This window comes from Nonomuraea rubra, assembly GCF_014207985.1.
GTDB classification, from domain to species: domain Bacteria; phylum Actinomycetota; class Actinomycetes; order Streptosporangiales; family Streptosporangiaceae; genus Nonomuraea; species Nonomuraea rubra.
Genome location: NZ_JACHMI010000001.1, coordinates 462632 through 483281, shown reverse-complemented (window position 1 = coordinate 483281; position 20650 = coordinate 462632). Strand labels below are relative to the sequence as shown.

General features: G+C 73.1%; 14 protein-coding genes. 6 read left to right on the top strand and 8 right to left on the bottom strand.

Features of this window, described 5'->3' with window-relative positions; genetic code table 11:
* Positions 1-17 precede the first annotated feature (17 nt).
* On the top strand, positions 18-998 hold the full coding sequence (locus tag HD593_RS02205; protein WP_185100459.1) for an aldo/keto reductase: 981 nt from the start codon (positions 18-20) through the stop codon (positions 996-998).
* On the opposite strand, the gene HD593_RS02200 is transcribed toward HD593_RS02205, so the two are convergent.
* The 5 genes from HD593_RS02200 to HD593_RS02180 form a co-directional block, all read right to left on the bottom strand.
* The gene (locus tag HD593_RS02200) at positions 995-2182 is read right to left on the bottom strand and encodes a tetratricopeptide repeat protein (RefSeq protein ID WP_185100458.1); all 1188 of its coding nucleotides are present in this window, start codon (positions 2180-2182) and stop codon (positions 995-997) included. The two genes, HD593_RS02205 and HD593_RS02200, sit on opposite strands and share 4 nt — an antisense overlap.
* Before the next feature lie 10 nt (positions 2183-2192).
* A complete protein-coding gene (locus HD593_RS02195; RefSeq protein ID WP_185100457.1) occupies positions 2193-3614 on the bottom strand; it encodes an AAA family ATPase in 1422 nt (473 codons plus the stop codon).
* A gap of 77 nt (positions 3615-3691) precedes the next feature.
* Positions 3692-4108, bottom strand: a complete 417-nt coding sequence (locus HD593_RS02190) for an SgcJ/EcaC family oxidoreductase (protein WP_185100456.1) — start codon at positions 4106-4108, stop codon at positions 3692-3694.
* 81 nt (positions 4109-4189) lie between these two features.
* Entirely contained in the window at positions 4190-5488 is a 1299-nt protein-coding gene (gene ccrA, locus HD593_RS02185; protein WP_185100455.1) for a crotonyl-CoA carboxylase/reductase, read from the bottom strand.
* Positions 5485-11103 carry a type I polyketide synthase gene (locus tag HD593_RS02180; protein WP_185100454.1) on the bottom strand — a complete coding sequence of 1873 codons (5619 nt, stop codon included), beginning with the start codon at positions 11101-11103 and terminating at the stop codon, positions 5485-5487. The genes ccrA and HD593_RS02180 overlap by 4 nt, the downstream gene beginning before the upstream one ends.
* A gap of 217 nt (positions 11104-11320) precedes the next feature.
* Between HD593_RS02180 and HD593_RS02175 the strand changes: the two genes are divergently transcribed.
* On the top strand, positions 11321-12397 hold the full coding sequence (locus tag HD593_RS02175; RefSeq protein WP_246546161.1) for an alpha/beta hydrolase: 1077 nt from the start codon (positions 11321-11323) through the stop codon (positions 12395-12397).
* On the opposite strand, the gene HD593_RS02170 is transcribed toward HD593_RS02175, so the two are convergent.
* The 3 genes from HD593_RS02170 to HD593_RS02160 all read right to left on the bottom strand — a co-directional run bounded on the left by HD593_RS02170 (position 12394) and on the right by HD593_RS02160 (position 16099).
* On the bottom strand, positions 12394-13464 hold the full coding sequence (locus HD593_RS02170) for a protein-L-isoaspartate O-methyltransferase family protein (RefSeq protein WP_185100453.1): 1071 nt from the start codon (positions 13462-13464) through the stop codon (positions 12394-12396). The two genes, HD593_RS02175 and HD593_RS02170, sit on opposite strands and share 4 nt — an antisense overlap.
* Positions 13465-13479: 15 nt before the next feature.
* Entirely contained in the window at positions 13480-13812 is a 333-nt protein-coding gene (locus HD593_RS02165; RefSeq protein WP_185100452.1) for a hypothetical protein, read from the bottom strand.
* A gap of 163 nt (positions 13813-13975) precedes the next feature.
* Complete coding sequence (locus tag HD593_RS02160; protein ID WP_185100451.1) at positions 13976-16099, bottom strand: alpha-galactosidase; 2124 nt, start codon at positions 16097-16099, stop codon at positions 13976-13978.
* Between the two features lie 152 nt (positions 16100-16251).
* Between HD593_RS02160 and HD593_RS02155 the strand changes: the two genes are divergently transcribed.
* The 4 genes from HD593_RS02155 (at position 16252) to HD593_RS02140 (ending at position 20650) form a co-directional block, all read left to right on the top strand.
* Complete coding sequence (locus HD593_RS02155; protein WP_185100450.1) at positions 16252-17406, top strand: ROK family transcriptional regulator; 1155 nt, start codon at positions 16252-16254, stop codon at positions 17404-17406.
* A 90-nt stretch (positions 17407-17496) separates the two neighbouring features.
* Positions 17497-18399 (top strand): carbohydrate ABC transporter permease, encoded by a 903-nt coding sequence (locus tag HD593_RS60995; RefSeq protein WP_221524575.1) that lies wholly within the window; start codon positions 17497-17499, stop codon positions 18397-18399.
* Positions 18399-19277 (top strand): carbohydrate ABC transporter permease, encoded by an 879-nt coding sequence (locus HD593_RS02145; protein WP_185100448.1) that lies wholly within the window; start codon positions 18399-18401, stop codon positions 19275-19277. Before HD593_RS60995 ends, HD593_RS02145 begins: the two co-directional genes overlap by 1 nt.
* Positions 19278-19309: 32 nt before the next feature.
* Positions 19310-20650, top strand: coding sequence for an ABC transporter substrate-binding protein (locus tag HD593_RS02140; RefSeq protein WP_185100447.1), 1341 nt, complete (start codon positions 19310-19312; stop codon positions 20648-20650).

The following is a 20650-nucleotide window of genomic DNA, read 5'->3' as shown; positions in this document are numbered from 1 at the left end:
GCGGCACGATCTGACGCATGAAGACACGGACTCTCGGCGGCTTGCAGGTTCCCGCGATCGGTTTCGGCGCCATGGTGCTCTCCCCCGGCGTGTACGGCGAGGTGGACGACGCCCGCGCCGAGGCGGCCATCAAGGCGGCGCTGGACGCGGGCGGCACCCACGTGGACACCAGCGACGCCTACGGCCCGGACGGCCACAACGAGCGCCTGGTGGGCCGCGCGATCAAGGGCCGCAGGGACGAGGTGGTGGTCGCGACCAAGTTCGGCCTGGCGATCCCGGAGGGCGAGCCCAGCCGGTCGTACCCGGTCGGCTACGCCTTCGGCGAGCTGCGGGTCAACGCCGAGCCGCGCCTGGTGCGCCGGTACGCCGAGCGCAGCCTGCGCAACCTGGACACCGACGTGATCGACCTCTACTACGCCCACTACCCCGACCCCGGCGTGCCGATCGAGGAGACCGCCGGCGCGCTGGCGGAGCTGGTGCGCGACGGGCTGGTCAGGCACATCGGCCTGTCGAACGTGACGGCCGCCCAGCTCAGGGCGGCGCACGCGGTGCACCCGGTGACGGCGGTGCAGAACGAGTGGTCGATGTGGCGGCCCGTGGACGCCGATCTGCTCGCGGCGGCGCGCGAGCTGGGCGTCGGTATCGTGGCGTGGAGCCCGCTGGGCAACGGCTTCCTGACCGGCACGGTGCAGGCGCTCGGCGAGGGCGATTTCCGGCACAACGCGCCCCGGTTCTCGGCCGAGAACCTCGCGGGGAACAACGACCGCTACGCCCCGATCCGGGCGCTGGCCACGCGGCTCGGCATCACCCCGGCGCAGCTCGCCCTGGCCTGGCTGCTGCACCAGGACGAGCACGTGGTGGCGATCCCCGGCAGCCGCACCCCGGCGCACATCGAGGAGAACCTGGCCGCCGCCGACCTCACCCTGCACCCCGACACGCTGGCCAGGCTCGGCGAGGCGCTCGCCAGGTTCGAGGTGAGCGGGGGGACGCTGCTCTAGAGACCGGCCGTGGCCCGGCCCCTGACGGGGGTGGCCAGCCAGACCGTGGCGATCGCGACGTACAGGGCGAGCAGGGCCACGCCGGGGTTGGAGAGGATCACCGCGACCACGACGGCCGCGGCGAGCAGGGCGGCCCAGCCGTACAGGATGGCCCGGCGGCGGGGGGTGCCGGTGTGCGCGGCCTCCTGGACGGGGGTGACCAGGGCCATGGTGGCCGCGCCCGCGGTGCCCAGGGCGTCCTGGCCGAGCGCGATCCCCACGCCGAGCAGCACGGCGCCGGCCGCCACCAGGGCCAGGCAGAGCACGGCCACCCGCGCCTCCACGCCCTCGAACAGCAGCCGGGTGGCCCTGCCGCGGGTCAGCCGCATCGTGGTCCACGCCTCGGCGACCCAGCTCACCCAGTGCAGCAGCGCGAGGAGCACGAAGATCGCGATGACGGGCGGGACCGCCGGCAGCAGGAAGATCAGCCGCCAGCCCTGCGGGAACCTGCCGCGCAGCCGCGACAGCCGCCGGTAGACCGGGTTGCGCTGCTTGAGCGCCCGCACCAGCAGGTCCCTGGCCACGCCGAAGCCGGGGTCGAGGCGGAGCACCTCGCGGAAGCTCTCCGCCGCCCGCCGCGGCTCCCCGAACCGCAGCGCCGCGCGGCCGTCGACGAAGTGCGCGGTGGGGCTCTCCGGGTCGATCCGCAGGGCGTGCGCGGCGGCGGCGCGGGCCTGCTCGGCGTCGCCGAGGTTGGTGTACGCCAGCGACACCAGGCTGACCAGGTCGGCGTCCTGAGGGTCGATGCTCAGGCCGCGCAGCGCGGCGTCGGCCGTCTGCTGCCACTCGCCCTTGAGCAGGTGCGCGCGGGCCAGCACCTCCCAGGCGGGGGCGTACTCGGGGGAGAGGTCCAGGGCCGTACGGATGGCGGCGATGGCGTCGTCGGGGCGGCGGGCCCGGTGGTAGACCTGGGCGGCGGCGTAGTGGGGGAACCACTGGTCGGGGGCGAGCCGTACCGACTCCTGGGCCTCCTGGACGGCCTCGGTCACCTGCCGCTGCTCGATCAGGGCGAGCGACAGGAGGGCGTGCCCCGCGACGTGCTGCGGCTCCTGGGCCAGCAGGCCGCGCAGCTCCCGCTCGGCGTCGGCGGGGCGGCGCAGCCGCAGCAGCGCCCGCGCCCGCTCGACCGGGTCGGCCACCTTCACCGGAAGGCCCTCACCACTTGGCCTTCACCCAGGGCATCAGCTCGTCCCAGGCGCCGGAGTCGTTGGCGTGCATGACGTAGTTGCGCGCGGTGCCCATCCACTCGCGGACCGCCGTGGGCCGTACGGTCTTCGCGGCGGCCAGCAGGTCCTGCGTGGTCAGCGGGATGGGGCGGCCCGCGCTGAGCGACTGCTGGAGCTTGGCCTCCACCGCCCGGTCCACCAGGCCCTTCAGGTCCGCGCCCACGAAGTGCTCGGTGACCTGCGCCACCGCGTCGTAGTCCATCTCGGCCAGCGGTTTGTCGCGGCAGAGGATGCGCAGGATGGCCGCGCGCGCCTGCTGGTCGGGCGGCGGTACGAACACCGGCTGGTCAAGGCGTCCCGGGCGGCGGAAGGCCACGTCCACGTACCACGGGGCGTTCGTGGCGGCCAGCACCAGCACGCCCTCGTTGGCGTTCTGGTCCACGCCGTCCAGCTCGGACAGGAACTGGTTGACGAGCTGGCGGCCGTGCGCGCTGCGCATGTCGGAGCGGCGGCCGGCCAGCGCGTCCACCTCGTCGAAGAACAGCACGCACGGGCGGTTGCGGCGGGCCAGGTCGAACGTGGCGCGCAGGTTGCGCTCGCTGTTGCCGATGTACATGTCGAGAATGTCGGCCAGGCCCACGTTGACGAACGCCGCGCCGAGCTCGCCGGCCGCCGCCCTGGCCAGGTGGGTCTTGCCCGCGCCCGGCGGCCCGTACAGCAGCACGCCGCCGCCGGCGCGCTTGCCGAACGCGGCGAACATCTCCGGCTGCTGCGTCGGCAGCAGCAGCTTTATCCGCAGCGCCTCCTTGACCGTCTCCATGCCGGCCACGTCGGCGAACGACACCCCGGACCGCTCCACCTCCGCCGTGCTCGCGTCACCGGGGAGCGGCACGGAGGGAAGGAACGGCGACGCGGCACCGGGCGGGGCCGGCGGTCCGGCGTGGGGCGGCATCCCGGCGGGCGGGCCGGCGGGTGCCAGGGCTCCGGCGGCAGGTGGCCCGGGGCGGGGGGCGCCGGTGATCTTTGCTTCCAGCTCCTGGTCCGCCACCGACGCGTCGCGGGAGGTCGCCTCGAAGTAGCGGTAGGCGGCCTTGGCCGTGTCGCCCTCGCCCAGCAGCGCCCGGGCCGCCAGCACGCCCGCGGCGGGCGGGTAACCCGGCGTGGCCAGCAGCGGCTCCAGCGCCGCCATCGCCTCCCCGAAGCCGCTCTGGCGGATGAACGCGTCCGCCAGCCCGATGATCAGCTCCGGGTCCTGCGGCGACAGCGCGAGCGCGGCGCGGAACTCGGCCTCGGCGTCCGCCAGGTACCCCTTGGCGAGAAGCTGACCGGCGAGGAGCCGGCGCAGGGGGAGGTTGTCCGGGGAGAGACGCGCCGCCTCGCGGAGCGCCTGAAGGCCGGCATCGTCCGACACGTGCCGTTCCCTTCTGTCGCAGATTTCGGTCATCTCGGACTACGCAAGATACCGAAGTCTCGCCTACCTGGGGTTATTCACGCCCGGATAGGGGTGGTCTGCGCGGAAGCGATCCGCCAGGCGCCGTCCTCCTCCTTAACCACCACGTACGTCAGCCACCCGGACGCCGACGGCAGGGCCGCGCGCGGATCCTCCCTGACCTTCGGATCACGGCCGTCGAACACCCGCTTCATCGAGGCCACGATCGCCACATCGGGCCGGACGAACCGGATGTCCGCCACCTCCGTCCTGGTGATCACGTCGGCCAGCGGCGACTCCAGGGCCGCCTTCATCGCCTCCGCCAGCGCGTCCCTGCCCGTGACCCGGCGCCCGGCGATGTTCACGATGGCCGTGTCGGCGGTGTGCAGGGCGAGGAACGGGTCCAGGTCGTTCTGGTGCGCCTCGGCGTCCGCGACCAGGTGCCTGATGGCGGCGACGTCCCCGTTGGACTCCATGATGACCTCATCTCTCTAAATCGGAGCGATTCGCTCCGATAAGAGGATGTTATAGCGGAGCGTTCCGCTCCGCAAGCCGGGTCAGCGCGGGCGAAACAGGCGCAGCCGCTCCTCGCCCACCCGTTCCCGCAGCCCGGGGTCCTCCACGCCGAGCCCTTCCGCCGGCGCCAGGGCCAGCACGCCCACCTTCCCCACGTGCTGGTTGAGCTGCACGGCACGGGCCGCCTCCGCCGCCCGGGTCAGCGGGTACACGGTGGAGAGCGTCGGGTGGATCAGGCCCAGCGAGATGAGCCGGTTCACCTCGTGGCATTCCTGGTAGTTCGCGCCGTGGGAGCCGATGATGCGCTTGAGCTTCATCCACAGGTGACGGTTGTCGTACTCGTGGGCGTAGCCGCTGGACGAGCCGCACGTCACCACCGCGCCGCCGCGCCTGGCCACGTACACCGAGGCGCCGAACGTCTCCCTGCCCGTGTGCTCGAACACGATGGCCGGGTCCTCCCCCACCAGCCGCCTGACCTCCGCGCCCAGCCGCCGCCAGGCCTTCTCCTCGCCCAGGTCGTCGAACTGCGCGCGGTCGATGACGTACGGGCAGCCCATCCTGCGCAGCAGCTCCGCCTTCTCCGGCGAGCTGACCACGCCGACGGGGATGCCGCCGCCGCCCAGCACGAGCTGCACGCCGTACCCGCCGAGGCCGCCCGTCGCGCCCCACAGCAGCACCACGTCGCCCTGCTTCATCCGCGCGCCGCGCTCGCCGACCAGCATCCGGTACGCGGTGGAGGCGCACAACATGTTGCAGGCCGCCTCCTCCCAGGTCAGGTGCCGGGGCTTGGGCAGCAGCTGGGTGGCCTTGACCACGGCGAAGTCGGCCAGGCCGCCGAAGTTCGTCTCGAAGCCCCAGGCCCGCAGGTCGGCGGCGAGCATGCCGTCGTGCTGCACGACCGGGTCCTCGCCGTCCACGTACGCGGGGCTGGTCACCACCCGGTCGCCGATCCGCCACCGGCGGACCGCCCGGCCCGTCCTGACGACCACGCCCGCCGCGTCCGAGCCGAGGACGTGCGTGGGCAGATCGTGCCTCGGGTCCGTACGCCCGAACCGCTCCAGGAACGCGAACGTCGGGATGGGCTCGAACATCGCCGACCAGACCGTGTTGAAGTTGATCGCGCTGGCCAGCACCGCGATCAGCACCTCGTCCTCGGCCAGCTCCGGCATCGGCACCTCGCCGACGTGCAACGTCCTGCGCACGTCCTTGTCGGGCTCGTCCTGGTCGAACGTGCCCACCTCGTCCTTGCGCAGGTGAGCGGCCCGGTAGGTGGCGGGCACGTCGAGCCGCGCCAGCTCGTCGGGCTCCGCGCCCGCCACCACCGCCTGTGCCAGCGTCATAGCAGTCCTCCCAGGTGCTCGGCGATGACCTCGACGTGCGGGGGGTCGAGCAGGTCGAGGTGGTGCGCCCCGGGGATCTCGACGATCTCCAGGTCCGTGCAGTACGGCCCGAAGCCCCTCGCCGGGTCGCCCTCGTGGGCGTAGCGGGGGTCCCGTACGGTCCAGGGGGTGGGCTCGGTGGAGCGGTAGAGCACGACCCTGCCGTGGAACGGGGTGGCGGGGCGGTAACGCTCGATGGCCCTGGTGTCCTCGTGCGAGGTGAGCTGGTGGCGGAGCACCGCGCCGGGCAGCGCGTCCATGGCGCCCGACTCGGCCATCCTGGCCCGCACCAGGGCCGTGCGGGCGTCCTCCGGCAGGTCGAGCAGCTCGGCGGGGTCCAGCTCGATCGGCACGCCGTACGTTCTGCGCAGGTGGGCCGCGAAGTCCGCGTAGCGGCGGGCCTCGATCTCGCGGCGGGCCGCCTCGGGCACCTGCTCGGGCAGGCCCGAGTCGATCATGGCCACCAGCTCGACGTCCGGCTCGCCGAGCCGGCTCGCGATCTCGAACGCCAGGATCCCGCCGAACGACCACCCGCCCAGCCGGTACGGGCCCGGGCCTGACGCCTTGATCGCCTCGGCGTAGCGTTCGGCGCGCTCGGGGATGCCCAGGGTGGTGTCCAGGCGTTCGAGGCCGTGGACGGGGGTGGTGGGGAGGTGGGCGGCGAGGAGCGCGTACACGCCGGTGGTGCCGCCTGCGGGGTGCGCGAGGAAGAGCGGCCTTCCGGCGGCGACGGCGTTCAACCGCCGCACCACCCCTCGCCCGGCCTCCACCTCCTCGACCCCCCGCACCACCTCGGCCAGCTCCGCCACACTCAGCCCGCCCAGCCTGCTGACCTCGCCCAGCCCGGCCTCGCCGGACCCGCCCGCCTCGCCCATCGAAGGCGGTGGGACCGGCCTGCCGAGCTCGCGGCTCAGGACAGTGAACGCCTCGGCCAGCACGTCCGGCGGGATGGGGTCCGTGACGGAGGGCTCGCGGCCGAGCAGCGCCGCGAGCACCCGCACCACCTGCCGTTCCGCCGCGTCCCTGGCCGCGACGGCGGGTGCGGCCATCGCCAGGCCCAGCTCGGAGGCGACCATGCCCGCGAGGGTGCCCACCGTGGTACCTGTGAGCATGGGCGCGGTGGGCACGGTGACTCCGAAGTCGTGCTCGATCGTGCCCCGGAGCCGGGTCGCGGCCAGCGAGTCCAGCCCGAGGTCCGTCAGCACCGCACCCGCGCCCGGCCCGTCCGCAGGCATCCCCAGCACGGCGGCCACCCGCTCCTGCACCCGCACGAACACGTCTTCAGGCGTGAGCGTGGTGAGATCCACCGGACCGGCGGACCCGGCCAGCGCCGCCGGGAGGCCGGCCTGCACCGTCGCGAGGCCAGCGTGCGCCCCTGGGAGGCCAGCGTGCGCCATCGCAAGGCCAGCGTGCGCCGTGGGCCGGCCGAAGGAGTCGGCTGCGGCGGCGGACGGGCCGTGCGGGCGGGTGGTGGCCGGTTCGCGTGTCACGTCGGCGAAGTACGGAATGCGGCTGATGGCCGGAAATATCGTGACTGCTTGGCTGACGTCCACCTTCACGACTCCGGCCGACACCCCGGCGCCGATCAGCGACTCCAGCGCCTCAAGTCCCTCCTCCGCCGTCAGCGGCTCCACGGCAGGCAGCCCGGCACCGGCGGAGGTCCCCGCCCACGGCCCCCAGGCGATGGCGACGCCGGACAGCCCGTCCGCACGGCGCAGCTCGCACAGCCCGTCCAGCCAGGCGTTCGCCGCCGCATAGGCCGCCTGCCCAGGGGAGCCGAGCATCCCGGCCGCCGACGAGAACGCCACCCACCAGTCCAGGTCCAGGGACCTGGTGGCGTCGTGCAGGCGCGACCCGCCGACCACCTTGGCCGCCCACACCCGTTCGAGGCTGCCCGGGTCCAGGTCGGCGATCAGGCGGTCGTCCAGCACACCGGCCGCGTGGATCACACCGCGCAGCCGCATCCCGCCCGCCGTCGCCGCCGCCACCAGCCGCTCCGCCGTGCCGGGCAGCGCGAGATCCCCGGCCACCACCTGCACGACCCCGTCGGCGGCGGCTTCGGAGCGGCCGTTCAGCACGACCCGGGTCGCGCCCCGCTCGACCAGCCGGCCGGCGACGAGCCGTCCGAGTCTGCCCGTTCCGCCGGTGATGAGGTACGCGCCCGGCCCGACGACCGCGCCCGCCTCGCCCGCGGGCGGGGCCGGGACGCGGCGCAGGCGGGCCGCATACCGCACCCCACCACGCCAGGCGACCTCGTCGTCCGCGTCACCGCCGGCCCGACTAGCCACCCCACCACGCCACGCCACCTCGTCATCCGCCACGCCACCCCCCGCACCCGGGTCCTCCGTGGAGGTCAGCTCCGTTGCCAGGTCGGCGAGGTCGTCGAAGTCCACGAGGGTGGCGCGGAGCTCGGGCCGTTCGAGGGCGAGGACTCGGATCAGCCCGCGCAACGCCGCAGCCCCCGGATCGGGTCGATCGCCTTCCGCGATCGCCTGCGCCCGCTCGGTCCCGATCGCGACCCGGCAGCCGCGCGCTGCGAGGGCGGCGACCCTCAGGATCACCTGCCGAGCCCCTGCCGGATCGAGTCCCCGGGAAGGGAGCACGAGCACGGACGCCGCCGGGCCGAGCCCGCCGGGGAGCAGCGTGGTGCCGGGTTCGACGTGCAGCAGTGTGGAGGTGGGGCCGAGCAGGGAATGGAGGCGGGCCGCCCGCGCATCCCCCTCATCGGCCAGGATGAGCCACGCGCGGGACGAGCCCGCCTCCCGTGGTGGCGCGGGTGCCCAATCTCTTGTGACCAGTTTGCCGTCCAGAAAGTTCGGCCGGGGCAGGGGGCCGGCCCAGTGGCGGACGTGGTGCCACGGGGAGTGCGGAACGTCCACGACGCGCCCCGAGGTGCGCGGGGGGACGGCGGTGGCGGCGGTCGCGAGCTGCGTGTAGAGGTCGCCGGTCGTCAGGACGGCGGTGGGCGGGAGGGTGTCGCGCAGCGCGCCGGTCAGCACCGGATGCGGGCTCAGCTCGGTGAACAGGCTCCAGCCGTCCTCGACGGCAGCGCGTACGGCCTGCATGAGCCGCACCGGACGCCGCACCCCCGCCGCCCAGTAGGCCCCCTCGAACACCGGCACCTCACGGGGATCCTCGAAGACCACCGAGTAGTACGGCACCAGGGGCTTACCCCCCGCGACCCCCGCCAGCTCCACCCTGAGCACCGGCAGCAGCGGCTTGACCTGCGGCGAATGCCCGGCCCCCTCGGCCGTGAGCGTCCGGGCGAACAGCCCTCGCGCCGCCACCGACTCCGCGAACGCCGCCACCCGCTCCGGCTCGCCCGTGACCACGCACTGCCCCGGAGCCGCGTACACGGCCACGTGAAGATCAGCGGGCACCTCGCCGGCGCCCACGCCCACGACGGCCATCGCGCCGCCGCCGTCCAGGCCGCCGAGAAGCCTGGCCCGGGTGCAGATCACCTTGACGGCGTCCCGCAGCGGGAGCCCGCCCGCCACCACGGCGGCCGCCACCTCCCCCATCGAGTGCCCGATCACGGCGGCCGGCTCGAACCCGTAGGCCCGCCAGGTCTCCGCCAGCGCGAGCTGAGCCGTGAAGAGGATCGGCTGGATCTGGGCGACGCCGGAGGGGAGCGGGTCGTGCACGTCGATGCCGGCCTCGGCGGCGAGCAGCGGGGCGACTGCGTCGACCGTCCGGCGGTAGGCGGGCTCGACGTCGTAGAGGCCCAGGTCGGGAGGGTGGGGTCGGTAGCCGCCGAAGACCCACACCGGCCCCGCGCCCGTCGGGTGCGTGGGCCCGGCGGTCGCGACCCGCCCAGTCCCAGCACCCGGCCCGGCGGTCGCGACCCGGCCGGGTCCCGGGCCCGTCGCCTGTGCGGGACGCAGGTCGCGGAGGCGTTCGGCCAGTTCGGCGGCGTCGCCGGCCACGACGGCGGCCGCCACCCTGCCCCGTCCGGCGCGCCGGGCGAGGGTGTGGGCGACGTCCCGCAGGCCGGCGTCCGGCCGCCAGGCGGCCATCACCCGGGCGTGGTCCCGGACCCTGGCCTCGGTGGTGTCGGTGAACAGGAAGACGTGCTTGGCGGTGCTCCCGAGCGGGGCGGCGTCCGCACGCACGCCGTAGGCGTCCAGGGTGACGTGCGCGTTCGTGCCGCCGAATCCGAACGCCGACACCCCCGCCCGCGCGTCCGCCCGTGGCCAGGGGGTCGGGGAGGTGACGACCTTCAGCGTGTCCCAGGGGATGTGCGGGTTCGGGCGGTGGAAGTGCAGGCTGGGCGGGATGACGCCGTGGTGCAGGGCGAGCACGGTCTTGATGAGCCCCGCGATGCCGGCGGCGGCCTCCAGGTGGCCGAGGTTCGTCTTGGCGGAGCCGAGCAGCACCGGGGTGCGGATGGCGGCGGCGATGGCGCGGGCCTCGATCGGGTCGCCGAGGAACGTGCCGGTCCCGTGGGCCTCGAGGTAGTCGGGCCCGCGATCGGCGTACACCTGCCGCAGCAGCGCCTCCTGCGCCTCAGGGTTGGGGGCGACGAGGCCGTTGGAGCGGCCGTCCTGGTTGACGGCGGTGGCGCCGATGAGCGCGAGCACGCGGTCCCCGTCCCGGACGGCGTCCGGGAGCCGTTTGAGCACCACCACCCCGCACCCTTCGGCCCGCACCATCCCGTCGGCCGAGGCGTCGAACGCCTTGCACCGCCCGTCGGGCGCGGTGCCGCCGCCCCGGTCGAAGGCGAGGGTGATCACCGGGGAGAGCAGCAGGTTCACGCCGGCGGCCAGCGCCAGGTCGCACTCGCCCGCGCGCAGGCTGGAGACCGCCAGGTGGGTGGCGACGAGGGAGGAGGAGCAGGCGGTGTCCACGGCCATGGAGGGGCCGCGCAGGTCGAGCAGGTAGGACAGGCGGTTGGCGCCCATGCCGAGCGCGGCGCCGGTGGCCGTCCAGGCGTCCACGGCGGCCAGGTCGGCGGTGGTCAGGTACGCGTACTCGTTGCCGGAGATCCCGGTCCACACCCCGGTGCGCGTGCCGGCCAGCGATCCGGGGGCGATGCCGCCGTGTTCGAGCGCCTCCCAGGCGGTTTCCAGGAGCAGCCGCTGCTGCGGGTCCATGGCCGCCGCCTCGCCCGGCGCGATGCCGAAGAACTCCGCGTCGAACCCGGCCACGTCGGCCAGGAATCCGCCGTACCGGGAGGCCCGCGCGGTCGCCGTCCCGAACGCCTCCCATCGCCCCGCCGGCACCTCGCCGACCGCGTCGCGCCCCTCGATGAGCAGCTCCCAGTACGCCCGCGGCCCGTGCGCCCCGGGAAAGCGGCAGCCCACGCCGACCACGGCGACGGGCACGCCGGCGGGGGGCGCGGCGCGTACGGGGACGGCGGGGGCGGACAGCGCGCGGGCCAGGCGGTTCACGGTGGGGTGCTCCCACAGGAGCGTCGGGCTCAGCTCCCGGCCCAGCAGCTCTCCCAGCTCGGCCGCCACGGCCACCGACTCGCGCGAGGAGAGCCCGTACTCGCCCAGGGGCCGATCGGGGTCCACGTCGTCGCCGAGCCGCGCGACGAGGAAGCGGCGGATCTCACCTTCGCCGGGTACGTCCATCAGCGCTCCCATGCATCCGGGGTGATCGGCCAAGATACCCACGGGCCGGGGGCGAGGGTCAGGCCCGGACGGAACATTCCTCGGCCGCGTTTTGTCACGGCGGTGATGATTTATCCGGCGTGGCGCAAGGAGGGGCGGAATTTCGTACGGACGCTCATAGCCGCGCCGCCGCCCCACCGCCTACCCTCGCCTGCACTGCCGGCGAAGGAGCCCGACCATGTCATCAAGCATGCGCCGCCTGCTGGCCGTGGCGACGGTGCCGCTGCTCGTCCTGTCCGCCCCTGGCGTCTCCACCGCCCGCGCCGACCCGGACTGGTCGATCGTCCCCGAGGGCTCGGCTCAGCCCAGCGCGAAGCCGACGGCGCAGCCCACCAGGGACACCGGCCACCTGCCGTGGCAGAAGGCGCTGCCAGGGCCGGCCCGCGTGGTGCGCGAGCGCCGCCTCGACGCCCGCACCCTGGACATCCTGATCTCCTCGCCGTCGGTCGGCCGCATGCTGCCGGTCCGGCTGCTCCTCCCCCAGGGCTGGTCGAAGAGCGCGAGACGTACGTGGCCGGTGCTGTACCTGCTGCACGGCGGCGCGGACGACTACACCTCGTGGACCCGCATGACCGACGTCTCCGCCCACACCGCCGACCTGGACGCCATCGTCGTCATGCCGGAGGCGGGCCGCGCCGGCAACTACACGGACTGGTACAACGGCGGCAGGGGCGGGCCGCCCGCGTGGGCCACGTTCCACACCTACGAGGTGCGCCGGCTGCTGGAGGTCGGCTACCGTGCCGGCGGCCGCCGCGCGATCGCGGGCCTGTCGATGGGCGCGTACGGCGCCGTCAAGTACGCCGCCCGCAACCCCGGCATGTTCCGCTTCGCCGGGGCGTACAGCGGCATCCTGGCCACCCGCCTGCCCGGCATCCCGGCGATCATCATGAACGCCCAGGCCAGCGAGAAGCAGGACCCGCTGGCGCTGTGGGGCGACCCGAAGCGGAACAAGCGGGTGTGGGCGGCCAACGACCCGCTGGCCCTCGCCGCGAACCTCAGGGGCGTCGCCCTCTACCTCTCCAGCGGCACCAACAGCTTCAACGGCCCGCTCGACCCGCCGGGCTCGCCGTGGCATCCGGCGCACCTGGGCGAGCCGATCTCGGCGTACACGGGCAAGGCGCTGAGCAAGCGGCTCAAGCAGCTGCGCATCCCGCACACGCTCCACCTGTACGGGAACGGCACGCACACCTGGCCGTACTGGATCAGGGAGTTCAAGAGCTCGTACCCGATGATCCGCAAGGCGCTCGGGGCCTAGGGGGCGGCTGCCCGCACGTCCCACCCGGAGCCGCGCCGGTGCAGGCGCGGCGTCAGGTCGGCCATGCCGGGCCGGCCCCGCTCGCGCCACTCCAGCGCCCACCGGTCGAGCCGCTCGGCCGCGGCCGGGGTGCCCGCCACGAACAGGTCTCCCGAGACGCCCGCCAGCGCCACGCCGCCCGGGTCCGAGCAGCCGATGCCCCAGCCCTGGTCGCCGAGGGCGGCCGTGGTCAGCCCTTCCGGGCGGGTGGCCAGGAGGTAGGCGTGCAGGTCGGCGGCGCCGGGCCAGCCGGTGCCGCCACGCCCGTCGGTGATCATCAGTTCGAGCAGCCGCATGCCGACGGCCGGCTCGTGGGCGCGCAGCCACTCGGCCGCCACCCACCACATCCGGCCCGCGGCGTCGCGGGTGAGCGCGTCCACGCCGTAGGAGGGCACCGGCCACTGGCCGGGTGGCTCGGGCCTGGCCTCGGCGAAGCCGCCCGGCATCAGCAGGTCGGCGGCGAGCCGGTCGGGGCCGGCGCCGCGGCGCAGGCGTACCACGGCCATGGCGCGGGCCAGCGGGGCGAGGTGCACCGGGGTGACGATCACCGCCCCCGGCGCCGACTGCCGCACCCAGACGTCCGGGACGCGTACGGGCGTGACCCAGGCGATCACCCGGTCGTAACCCGCGCCGGAACGCCGACGCCGCTGATCGCTCGCGGCCGGGGCGGCGGGAGCCCAGCGGGTGCCGTCGCCCGTGACCAGCCGTACGTTGCGGCACCCGTCGTCCGCCAGCAGGCGTGCGGCCCGCCCGGTGAGCCGCGCGTCGATGTCGATGGACGTGACGTGCCCGCCCGCCCCCACCAGCCGCGACAGCACGGCGGCGGAGAACCCGGACCCGGTGCCGATCTCCAGCACCCGGTGCCCGGGCTCCACCTCCAGCCGCTCCAGCATGCCGGCGACCACGGCCGGGCCCGGGATCTGCGGCAGCGCGGCCCCGCCGGGCAGGACGGTGTAGGCGGGCCGGTCCACGCAGGCCAGGGCGCGTCGCACGGCCTCGCCGGCGATCGCGTCCCAAGCCCGCGTCATACGAGAGATCGCCTCCTACGGCACGTCGAACGTCTTGCGGTTGCCGGCCCCGATGACCTCGATCCCCTTGGTGCCGAGGATGCCGTCGAGCGGCAGCGACACCGTGTACGGGGCCGTGGCGGGCAGCCCGATGCCGGGCAGCGACCCGATCACTTCGATGCCCCAGTACTCCGGCTGCTGGATGTAGACCAGCGGGGAGAGCGAGACCGACATGTTGAGGTACGGCTTCGTACCGCTGACGATCAGGATGAACGACCTGGGCACGATGCCGGGAACGACCCGCGCCTCCTCGAAGTCGATGAGCCGTACGGACGACGGAGCCGGCAGTTCGGCGAAGTTCTCGACCATGGTGGAGCCCCCTTCATGACCAGTGAAACCCCCACGCGGGCCACCGCCGCGCGCTCCGGCCGATGACCCGTCCATGGCTCAAACTCTCATGCCCCGCCCGAGCGGCGACAGGTCCACTGCGCACTCCCACGAGACCCTAACGGCCAGGACATGCCTCGCTGATCTACAGCTTCCTGAGCACCACCAGCTCGCTGCGGTGGTCGGCCCCGATCGGCTCCCACGCGGCCGGCCGGATGCCGGCGCCCATGAGCGTGGCGCCGTGCCGGCGGGAGCCGTCGGACTCCAGCTCGTACAGCGCGTCCGGGTCGAGCCCGGTCAGCCGGAGCGTGCGCGGGCCGCGCTTGGCGTTGCCGAGCGGGTTGTAGACCAGCACCACGACCTGGTCGTCCAGCACGTACTGCACGGCCGAGCGCTCCTGCCCCGGCGTGCCGGCCAGCCGGTACTGCATGCCGTGCTGCACGGTCCTGCGTACCCGCTTGTACTGGGCGATCAGCTCGGCGGCCGTCTCCAGCTCGCCGGAGGTCCACTCCGACAGGTTCCCGCCGACGCCCAGCACGCCGGCCATCGCCACGTGGAAGCGGTAACGCAGCGGCATCGCGCGCCGGGTGGTCGGGTTGGGCGAGTCGGTGACCCAGGCGGACATCGTGCCGGCCGGGTAGAGCTGGGAGAACCCGTGCTGCACGGTCTGCCGGTCGCGGGCGTCGGTGTTGTCGGACGGCCAGACCTCGTCGGTGTAGCGCAGGATCCCGTAGTCGACGCGCCCGCCGCCGCCCGCGCACGACTCGATCCGCAGCCCGGGATGGCGCTCGCGCAGCGCCCGCATCACCCGGTAGACGCCCCGGGTGTGCTCGATCCAGACCCGGTCCTGGTCCGCGCCGCGTTCCGGCCAGCCGGCCTGGGTGAACGGGCGGTTCATGTCCCACTTGAGGTAGTCGAGGCCGAGCTCGGTGACGAGCCGGTCGAGCCAGCCGAGCGCCCACTCGCGTACGTCGTCGCGGGCGAAGTTGAGCACGAGCTGGCCGCGTTTCTCGTCGCGGCGCCGGTGCTCCAGGTGCAGCGCCCAGTCGGGATGCGCCCGGTACAGCTCGCTCTCCTTGCTCAGCCCTTCCGGCTCCACCCACAGCCCGACGCGCAGGCCCAGGTCGCGGATGCCGTCGAGCATGCCGCGCAGCCCGTCGGGGAACCGCTCACGATGCGGGAACCAGTCGCCCAGCGAGGTGGTGTCGTCGTCGCGGCGGCCGAACCAGCCGTCGTCGATCACGAACAGCTCGACGCCGAGCGAGGCGGCGGTCTTGGCCAGTTCGAGCTGGTGCGCCTCGGTGACGGCGAACGTGGTGGCCTCCCACGAGTTGTACAGCACCGGCCGTTCCTCGAAGGGGGTCGGCAGCACGTGCCCGCGGGCGTACGCGTGCCAGGCGCGGCTGGCCCCGCCGAACCCGCCGGTGCTGTAGAGCCCCAGCGCGGACGGTGTGACCAGCTCCTCGCCCGGTGCGAGCGTCCAGCGCGGGCCGTCGTGGCCGAAGCCTCCGGAGACGCAGACGCCGCCCTCGGGCCGCTGCGTGGTGGTCAGGCGCCAGCTCCCGCTCCAGGCCACGGCGACGCCCCAGACCTCGCCGTGCTCCTCGGTGGCCTCCCCTGCGTCGATCATCACCCAGGGGTTCGCCACGTGGCTGGTGATGCCCTGGCGGCTGGTGAAGACCAGCTCGCCGACCGGCAGCGGGCCGCGCTGGAGCTGCGACTCCTCCGCCCAGGCGCCGAAGACGCCGCTGTAGCGGTAGGCCGGGGCGTCGGGAATGAACCAGTTGCCGGAGTCCAGGCGGGTGACGGTGACCTCGGCCCCGGCCCTGACGGTGGTCCAGCGTTCGATGACGTCGGTGTCGTCGCGGACCCGCAGCGACAGCACGACCTCGAACGGGTGGTGGGCGTCGGCGAGCAGCACGTCCAGCCGCTCGGCGCCGCCTCCCTCGTCGTGCCGCTCGGCCCCGGTGAAGCGCAGCTCCAGCGAGCGCGTGTGGCCGAACGCGACCTGCAGCGAGGGCGAGCCCCACCGCTTGCCGCCGTCCACCGGCAGCAGCTCCTCGGCCTCGCCGGGTGTGGAGAAGCTGGAGACGTGCCGCCCGGGCAGGCCGGTGGCCTCCCGCGCGGCCTCGGCGGAGAGCCGCGGGCCCCAGTACGTCTGCCGCGGCGCGGCCTCCCCGGTGTCCGGGTCTATCTCCACGCCTACGACGTACGTGGAGGCGGGCGTGGTGAGCGCCCAATGGTGGTCGTCGAGCGGGATTACGGGCATCGGCGTCCCCCGAGCTGGTTCGATCAGGCGGCTGGAGACTAACCCGCTTTAATGCACCCGGTCAATGAAAGAGCGGCACCTTACCCAGGAACCTGTGATCCACACCACGGCTTTACTTGACAACGAGAACTAATAAGCCCAACCATGGCCCCGTGTTCTCACACCCCGCCACGGACCCTGTGCGGCTCACCGACGCCATGAGATCGGTGTTCGTCGAGCTGCTCGTGCACGGTCCCCTGTCCAGGGCGGAGGTGGCCCGGCGGCTGGCCCTGTCGCCGTCCGCGCTGACCAAGCTGACCAGGCCGCTCATCGAGGCGGGTTACCTGCTGGAGGCCACCGGCGAGGACGGCCCGGCGACCGTCGGGCGGCCCTCGCAGCCGCTGCAGGTGGACGCCTCGCGCATGTCGTTCGTCGGGATCAAGCTCACCGAGGACGAGCTGTTCGCCGTGCGCACCGACCTGTCGGCCACCGTGCACGGGGAGACGTCCAGGCCGCTCGCGGACCACGGCATCGAGCACGTGCTCGGCCGGATCGTCGAGGCGGTCGAGGAGCTGACCGTGCCGGAGCGGCCCCTGTCGGCCGTCGGCATCAGCCTGGCCGGCACCGCCACGCCGAGCGACCCCGTCGTGCACACCTCGCCGTTCCTCGGCTGGAGCCAGCTACCGCTGGCCGAGCTGGTCGAGCGGGCCGTGCACGTGCCGACCGTGCTGGACAACGACGTGCGGGCGCTGACGGCCGTGCAGCAGTGGTTCGGCGCGGGCGTGGGGCACTCGTCGTTCGCGCTGGTCACCGTCGGGGCGGGCCTCGGCTGCGGGCTCGTCATCGGCGACCGGCTGGTCACCGGGCGGTCGGGCGCCACCGGCCTGGTGGGCCACCTGCAGATCGACGACCGCGGTCCCCTGTGCGAGCGGGGCCACCGCGGCTGCGCCCGCGCGTACGCCTCCTCCCCCTCCATCCGCCGCTCGATCGCCACCACGATCGACCGGCCCGAGCTCACCTTCGACGACTGCCTGGCGCTGGCGGCCGACGGCCACCCCGTCGCCCGCCGCGTGCTCGACGAGGCCGGCGCCGCGCTCGGCCAGGTCGTCGCCACCGTCGCCAACATCACCGGGCCGGAGCTCGTCGTCCTGTCCGGCGAGTCGGTCCACATGTACGAGGTGTGCGCGGACGCGTTCCACGCCGCCCTCGCCGCCCACACGCACTGGACGGCCGGCCCCGTACGGGTCGCCGTCAAGCCCTTCGCCTTCAACGAGTGGGCCAGGGGAGCGGCCGTCACCGCTCTCCAGCATCTGCTGTTGCACCGCTGAACGAACCGCCGGCGGGCACTAGGAGGTCAGTTGACCAGTGATACCGTCCGCGCCGCCCCCCGCACCCCATCCGGAACAGTGCCCGGGACAGTGCCCAGGACTCCCAAACCCCCCTTCCGACGCCGCCTCGGTGACCTGCCCGTCGCCGTCCTGTTCGTGCTCCCCGCCGCGGCCGGCTTCGCGCTCTTCTACCTCTGGCCCGCGATCCGGGGCGCGTACCTCAGCCTGACCAGGTACAACGTGCTCACGCCGCCCCGCTTCATCGGGCTGGAGAACTACGAGAAGCTGTTCGGCGACCGCCTGTTCTGGAACGCGCTGAAGGTCACCGCCGAGTACGTGGTGCTCAACATCGTCTCCCAGACGGTGATCTCCATGCTGCTGGCCGTGCTGCTGTACCGGCTGACGAGGTCCATGCTCGTGCGCGGGATCGTGCTGCTGCCGTACCTGGTCGCGAACGTGATCGTGGCCCTGCTGTGGTTCTGGATGCTGGACTTCCAGCTCGGCGTGGTCAACAACGTCATCGAGTGGCTGGGCTTCGACCGGGTCGCGTTCTTCGGCTCCGACCTGGCCATCCCGACCATCGCGGGGATCAACACCTGGCGGCACATGGGCTACACCGCGCTGCTCATCTTCGCCGGGCTGCAGATGATCCCACCCAGCGTGTACGAGGCCGCCGCCATCGACGGGGCCTCGGAGTGGCGCACGTTCTGGCGGGTCACGCTGCCGCTGCTGCGGCCGGTGATGGCGCTGGTCATGGTGCTCAGCGTGATCGGCTCCTTCCAGGTCTTCGACACGATCGCGGTCACCACGGGGGGCGGGCCGATCAACGCCACCAGGGTCATCTACTTCTACATCTACGACCTGGCGTTCAACCGGTTCAACTTCGGCTACGCGGCCGCGCTGTCGTCCGTGCTGTTCGTGCTGCTCGCCGGGATCGCGTACCTGCAGCTACGCCTCTCCCGCGCCGGCGAGTCCGACCTGAGGGGGGCGTGATGGCCCGGATCCGCTGGGGCAGGGTGGCCGGCTGGGCCGTGCTCGGCCTGGTCATGCTGGTGACGCTGTTCCCGTTCTACTGGATGTTGCGCACGTCCTTCTCCAACACCCGCGCGCTGGCCGCGGGAGCAGCCGACCTGCTGCCCGTGGACTTCACGCTCGGCGCCTACCGCCGGGTGCTCGGCCTGTCGAGCACCGCGGAGGCGGTGGCGGAGGGCGGGTCGAGCGGCACCGTCAACTTCTGGCTGTACCTGCGCAACTCGATCGTCGTCTCCACGCTCACCACGGCCGGGCAGGTGTTCTTCGGCGCGCTGGCCGCCTACGCCTTCGCGCGGCTGCGCTGGCCCGGCAGGAACGCCGTCTTCACGCTCTTCGTCACCGCGCTCATGGTGCCGCCGATCTTCACCACGCTGCCCAACTTCGTGCTGATCAAGGAGCTGGGTCTGCTCAACACCTTCCTCGGGATCGTGCTGCCGCACCTGCTCATGACGCCGTTCGCGGTGTTCTTCCTGCGGCAGTTCTTCCTCGGCATCAACGCCAGCGTGGAGGAGGCCGCCCGCATCGACGGCGCCGGGCACGTACGCACGTTCTTCCGGATCGTGCTGCCCATGAGCCGGGGGCCCATCGCCACGCTGGCCATCCTCACCTACATCACGAGCTGGAACGACTACTTCTGGCCCCTCCTGGTCGGCAAGGCGGAGAACGTCCGGGTGCTCACGGTGGCGCTGGGCGTCTTCCGATCCCAGACGCCGCAGGGCAGCCCCGACTGGGCCGGTCTGATGGCCGCCACCCTCTTCGCCGCGTTGCCGATCATGGTGCTGTTCGCCCTGCTCGGCCGCCGCGTCATCGACTCCATCGGCTACACCGGCGTCAAGTGAGCGCCGTCCCCCCACCACGGAAGGTTGTTGTGATGAAGCGTTGTCTTGCCGTCACGGGCGCGGCGGTGCTGCTGCTGGCCGGATGCGGAGCCCAGGAGGAGCCGCAGGCCGCCGCCGGGCCGGTCTCGATCGACTACTGGCTCTGGGACACCGCCCAGCAGCCCCAGTACCAGGCCTGCGCCGACGCCTTCCACAAGGCGAACCCGAACTACACCATCAAGATCACCCAGTACGGCTGGGACGACTACTGGAACACGCTGACCACCGCCTTCGTCTCCGGCACCGCCCCCGACGTCTTCGTCGGCCACCTGTCGCGCTACCCCGAGCTCGCCGCCCAGGGCCAGATCCTGCCCCTGGACGACCAGGTCGCCAAGGACAAGGTGGACCTGTCGATCTACCAGGACGGCCTGGCCGACCTGTGGGTCGCCAAGGACGGCAAGCGGTACGGGCTGCCGAAGGACTTCGACACCGTGGCGACCATCTACAACACCGACAAGCTCAAGGACGCCGGCATCAAGCCCGAGGAGATGGCCGAGCTCACGTGGAACCCTCAGGACGGCGGCACGTACGAGAAGGTCATCGCCCGCCTCACCGTGGACAAGAACGGCAAGCGCGGCGACGAGCCCGGCTTCGACAAGACGAAGGTGGCCACCTACGGCCTCGGCCTGAACGGCAGCGGCGCGGGCTTCGGGCAGACCGAGTGGAGCCAGTACGCGATGAGCAACGGGTGGCAGTACGGCGACCAGAACCCGTGGCCCACGAAGTTCAACTACGCCGACCCCAAGTTCAAGGAGACCGTCAAGTGGTTCACCTCGCTGATCGACAAGGGGTACATGCCGACCATGGACATCGTGAACTCCGGTGTCGGGCAGATCGACGCGTACGGGGCGGGCAAGTACGCGATGGTCAGCGAGGGAAGCTGGAACACCAAGACGTACTGGAACCTGAAGGGCGTCAAGTCGGCTCTCGCGCCCACCCCGATCGGGCCGACGGGTAAGCGGGCCAGCCTCTTCAACGGCCTGGCCGACAACATCTCCGCCTCCACCGACAGCCCGGACGCGGCGTGGGCGTGGGTCAAGTTCCTCGGCTCGCCCGCGTGCCAGGAGGAGATCGTGGCCAAGGAGGCGATCGTCTTCCCGGCGATCAAGACGGCCACGGTGAAGGCGGAGCAGGCGTTCAAGGACGCGTGGATCGACGTCAAGCCGTTCACCATGCACGTCCAGGAGGGCACCACGCACCTGGCCCCGATCGCCGAGCACTGGGCCGACATCACGGCGACGATGACGGAGACCATGGACGCGATCTTCTCGTTCAAGGCGGACGTGAAGTCGCTCGACCAGGCGAACGCCACCGTGAACGGTTACTTCGGCTGA

Coding starts and splice junctions, on each gene's coding strand:
- HD593_RS02205 (WP_185100459.1), top strand. CDS start 18: ATGAAGACACGGACTCTCGGCGGCTTGCAGGTTCCCGCGATCGGTTTC.
- HD593_RS02190 (WP_185100456.1), bottom strand. CDS start 4,108: ATGGAGTCCAACGGGGACGTCGCCGCCATCAGGCACCTGGTCGCGGAC.
- ccrA (WP_185100455.1), bottom strand. CDS start 5,488: ATGACGCTGGCACAGGCGGTGGTGGCGGGCGCGGAGCCCGACGAGCTG.
- HD593_RS02180 (WP_185100454.1), bottom strand. CDS start 11,103: ATGGACGTACCCGGCGAAGGTGAGATCCGCCGCTTCCTCGTCGCGCGG.
- HD593_RS02175 (WP_246546161.1), top strand. CDS start 11,321: ATGTCATCAAGCATGCGCCGCCTGCTGGCCGTGGCGACGGTGCCGCTG.
- HD593_RS02170 (WP_185100453.1), bottom strand. CDS start 13,464: ATGACGCGGGCTTGGGACGCGATCGCCGGCGAGGCCGTGCGACGCGCC.
- HD593_RS02165 (WP_185100452.1), bottom strand. CDS start 13,812: ATGGTCGAGAACTTCGCCGAACTGCCGGCTCCGTCGTCCGTACGGCTC.
- HD593_RS02160 (WP_185100451.1), bottom strand. CDS start 16,099: ATGCCCGTAATCCCGCTCGACGACCACCATTGGGCGCTCACCACGCCC.
- HD593_RS02145 (WP_185100448.1), top strand. CDS start 18,399: ATGGCCCGGATCCGCTGGGGCAGGGTGGCCGGCTGGGCCGTGCTCGGC.
- HD593_RS02140 (WP_185100447.1), top strand. CDS start 19,310: ATGAAGCGTTGTCTTGCCGTCACGGGCGCGGCGGTGCTGCTGCTGGCC.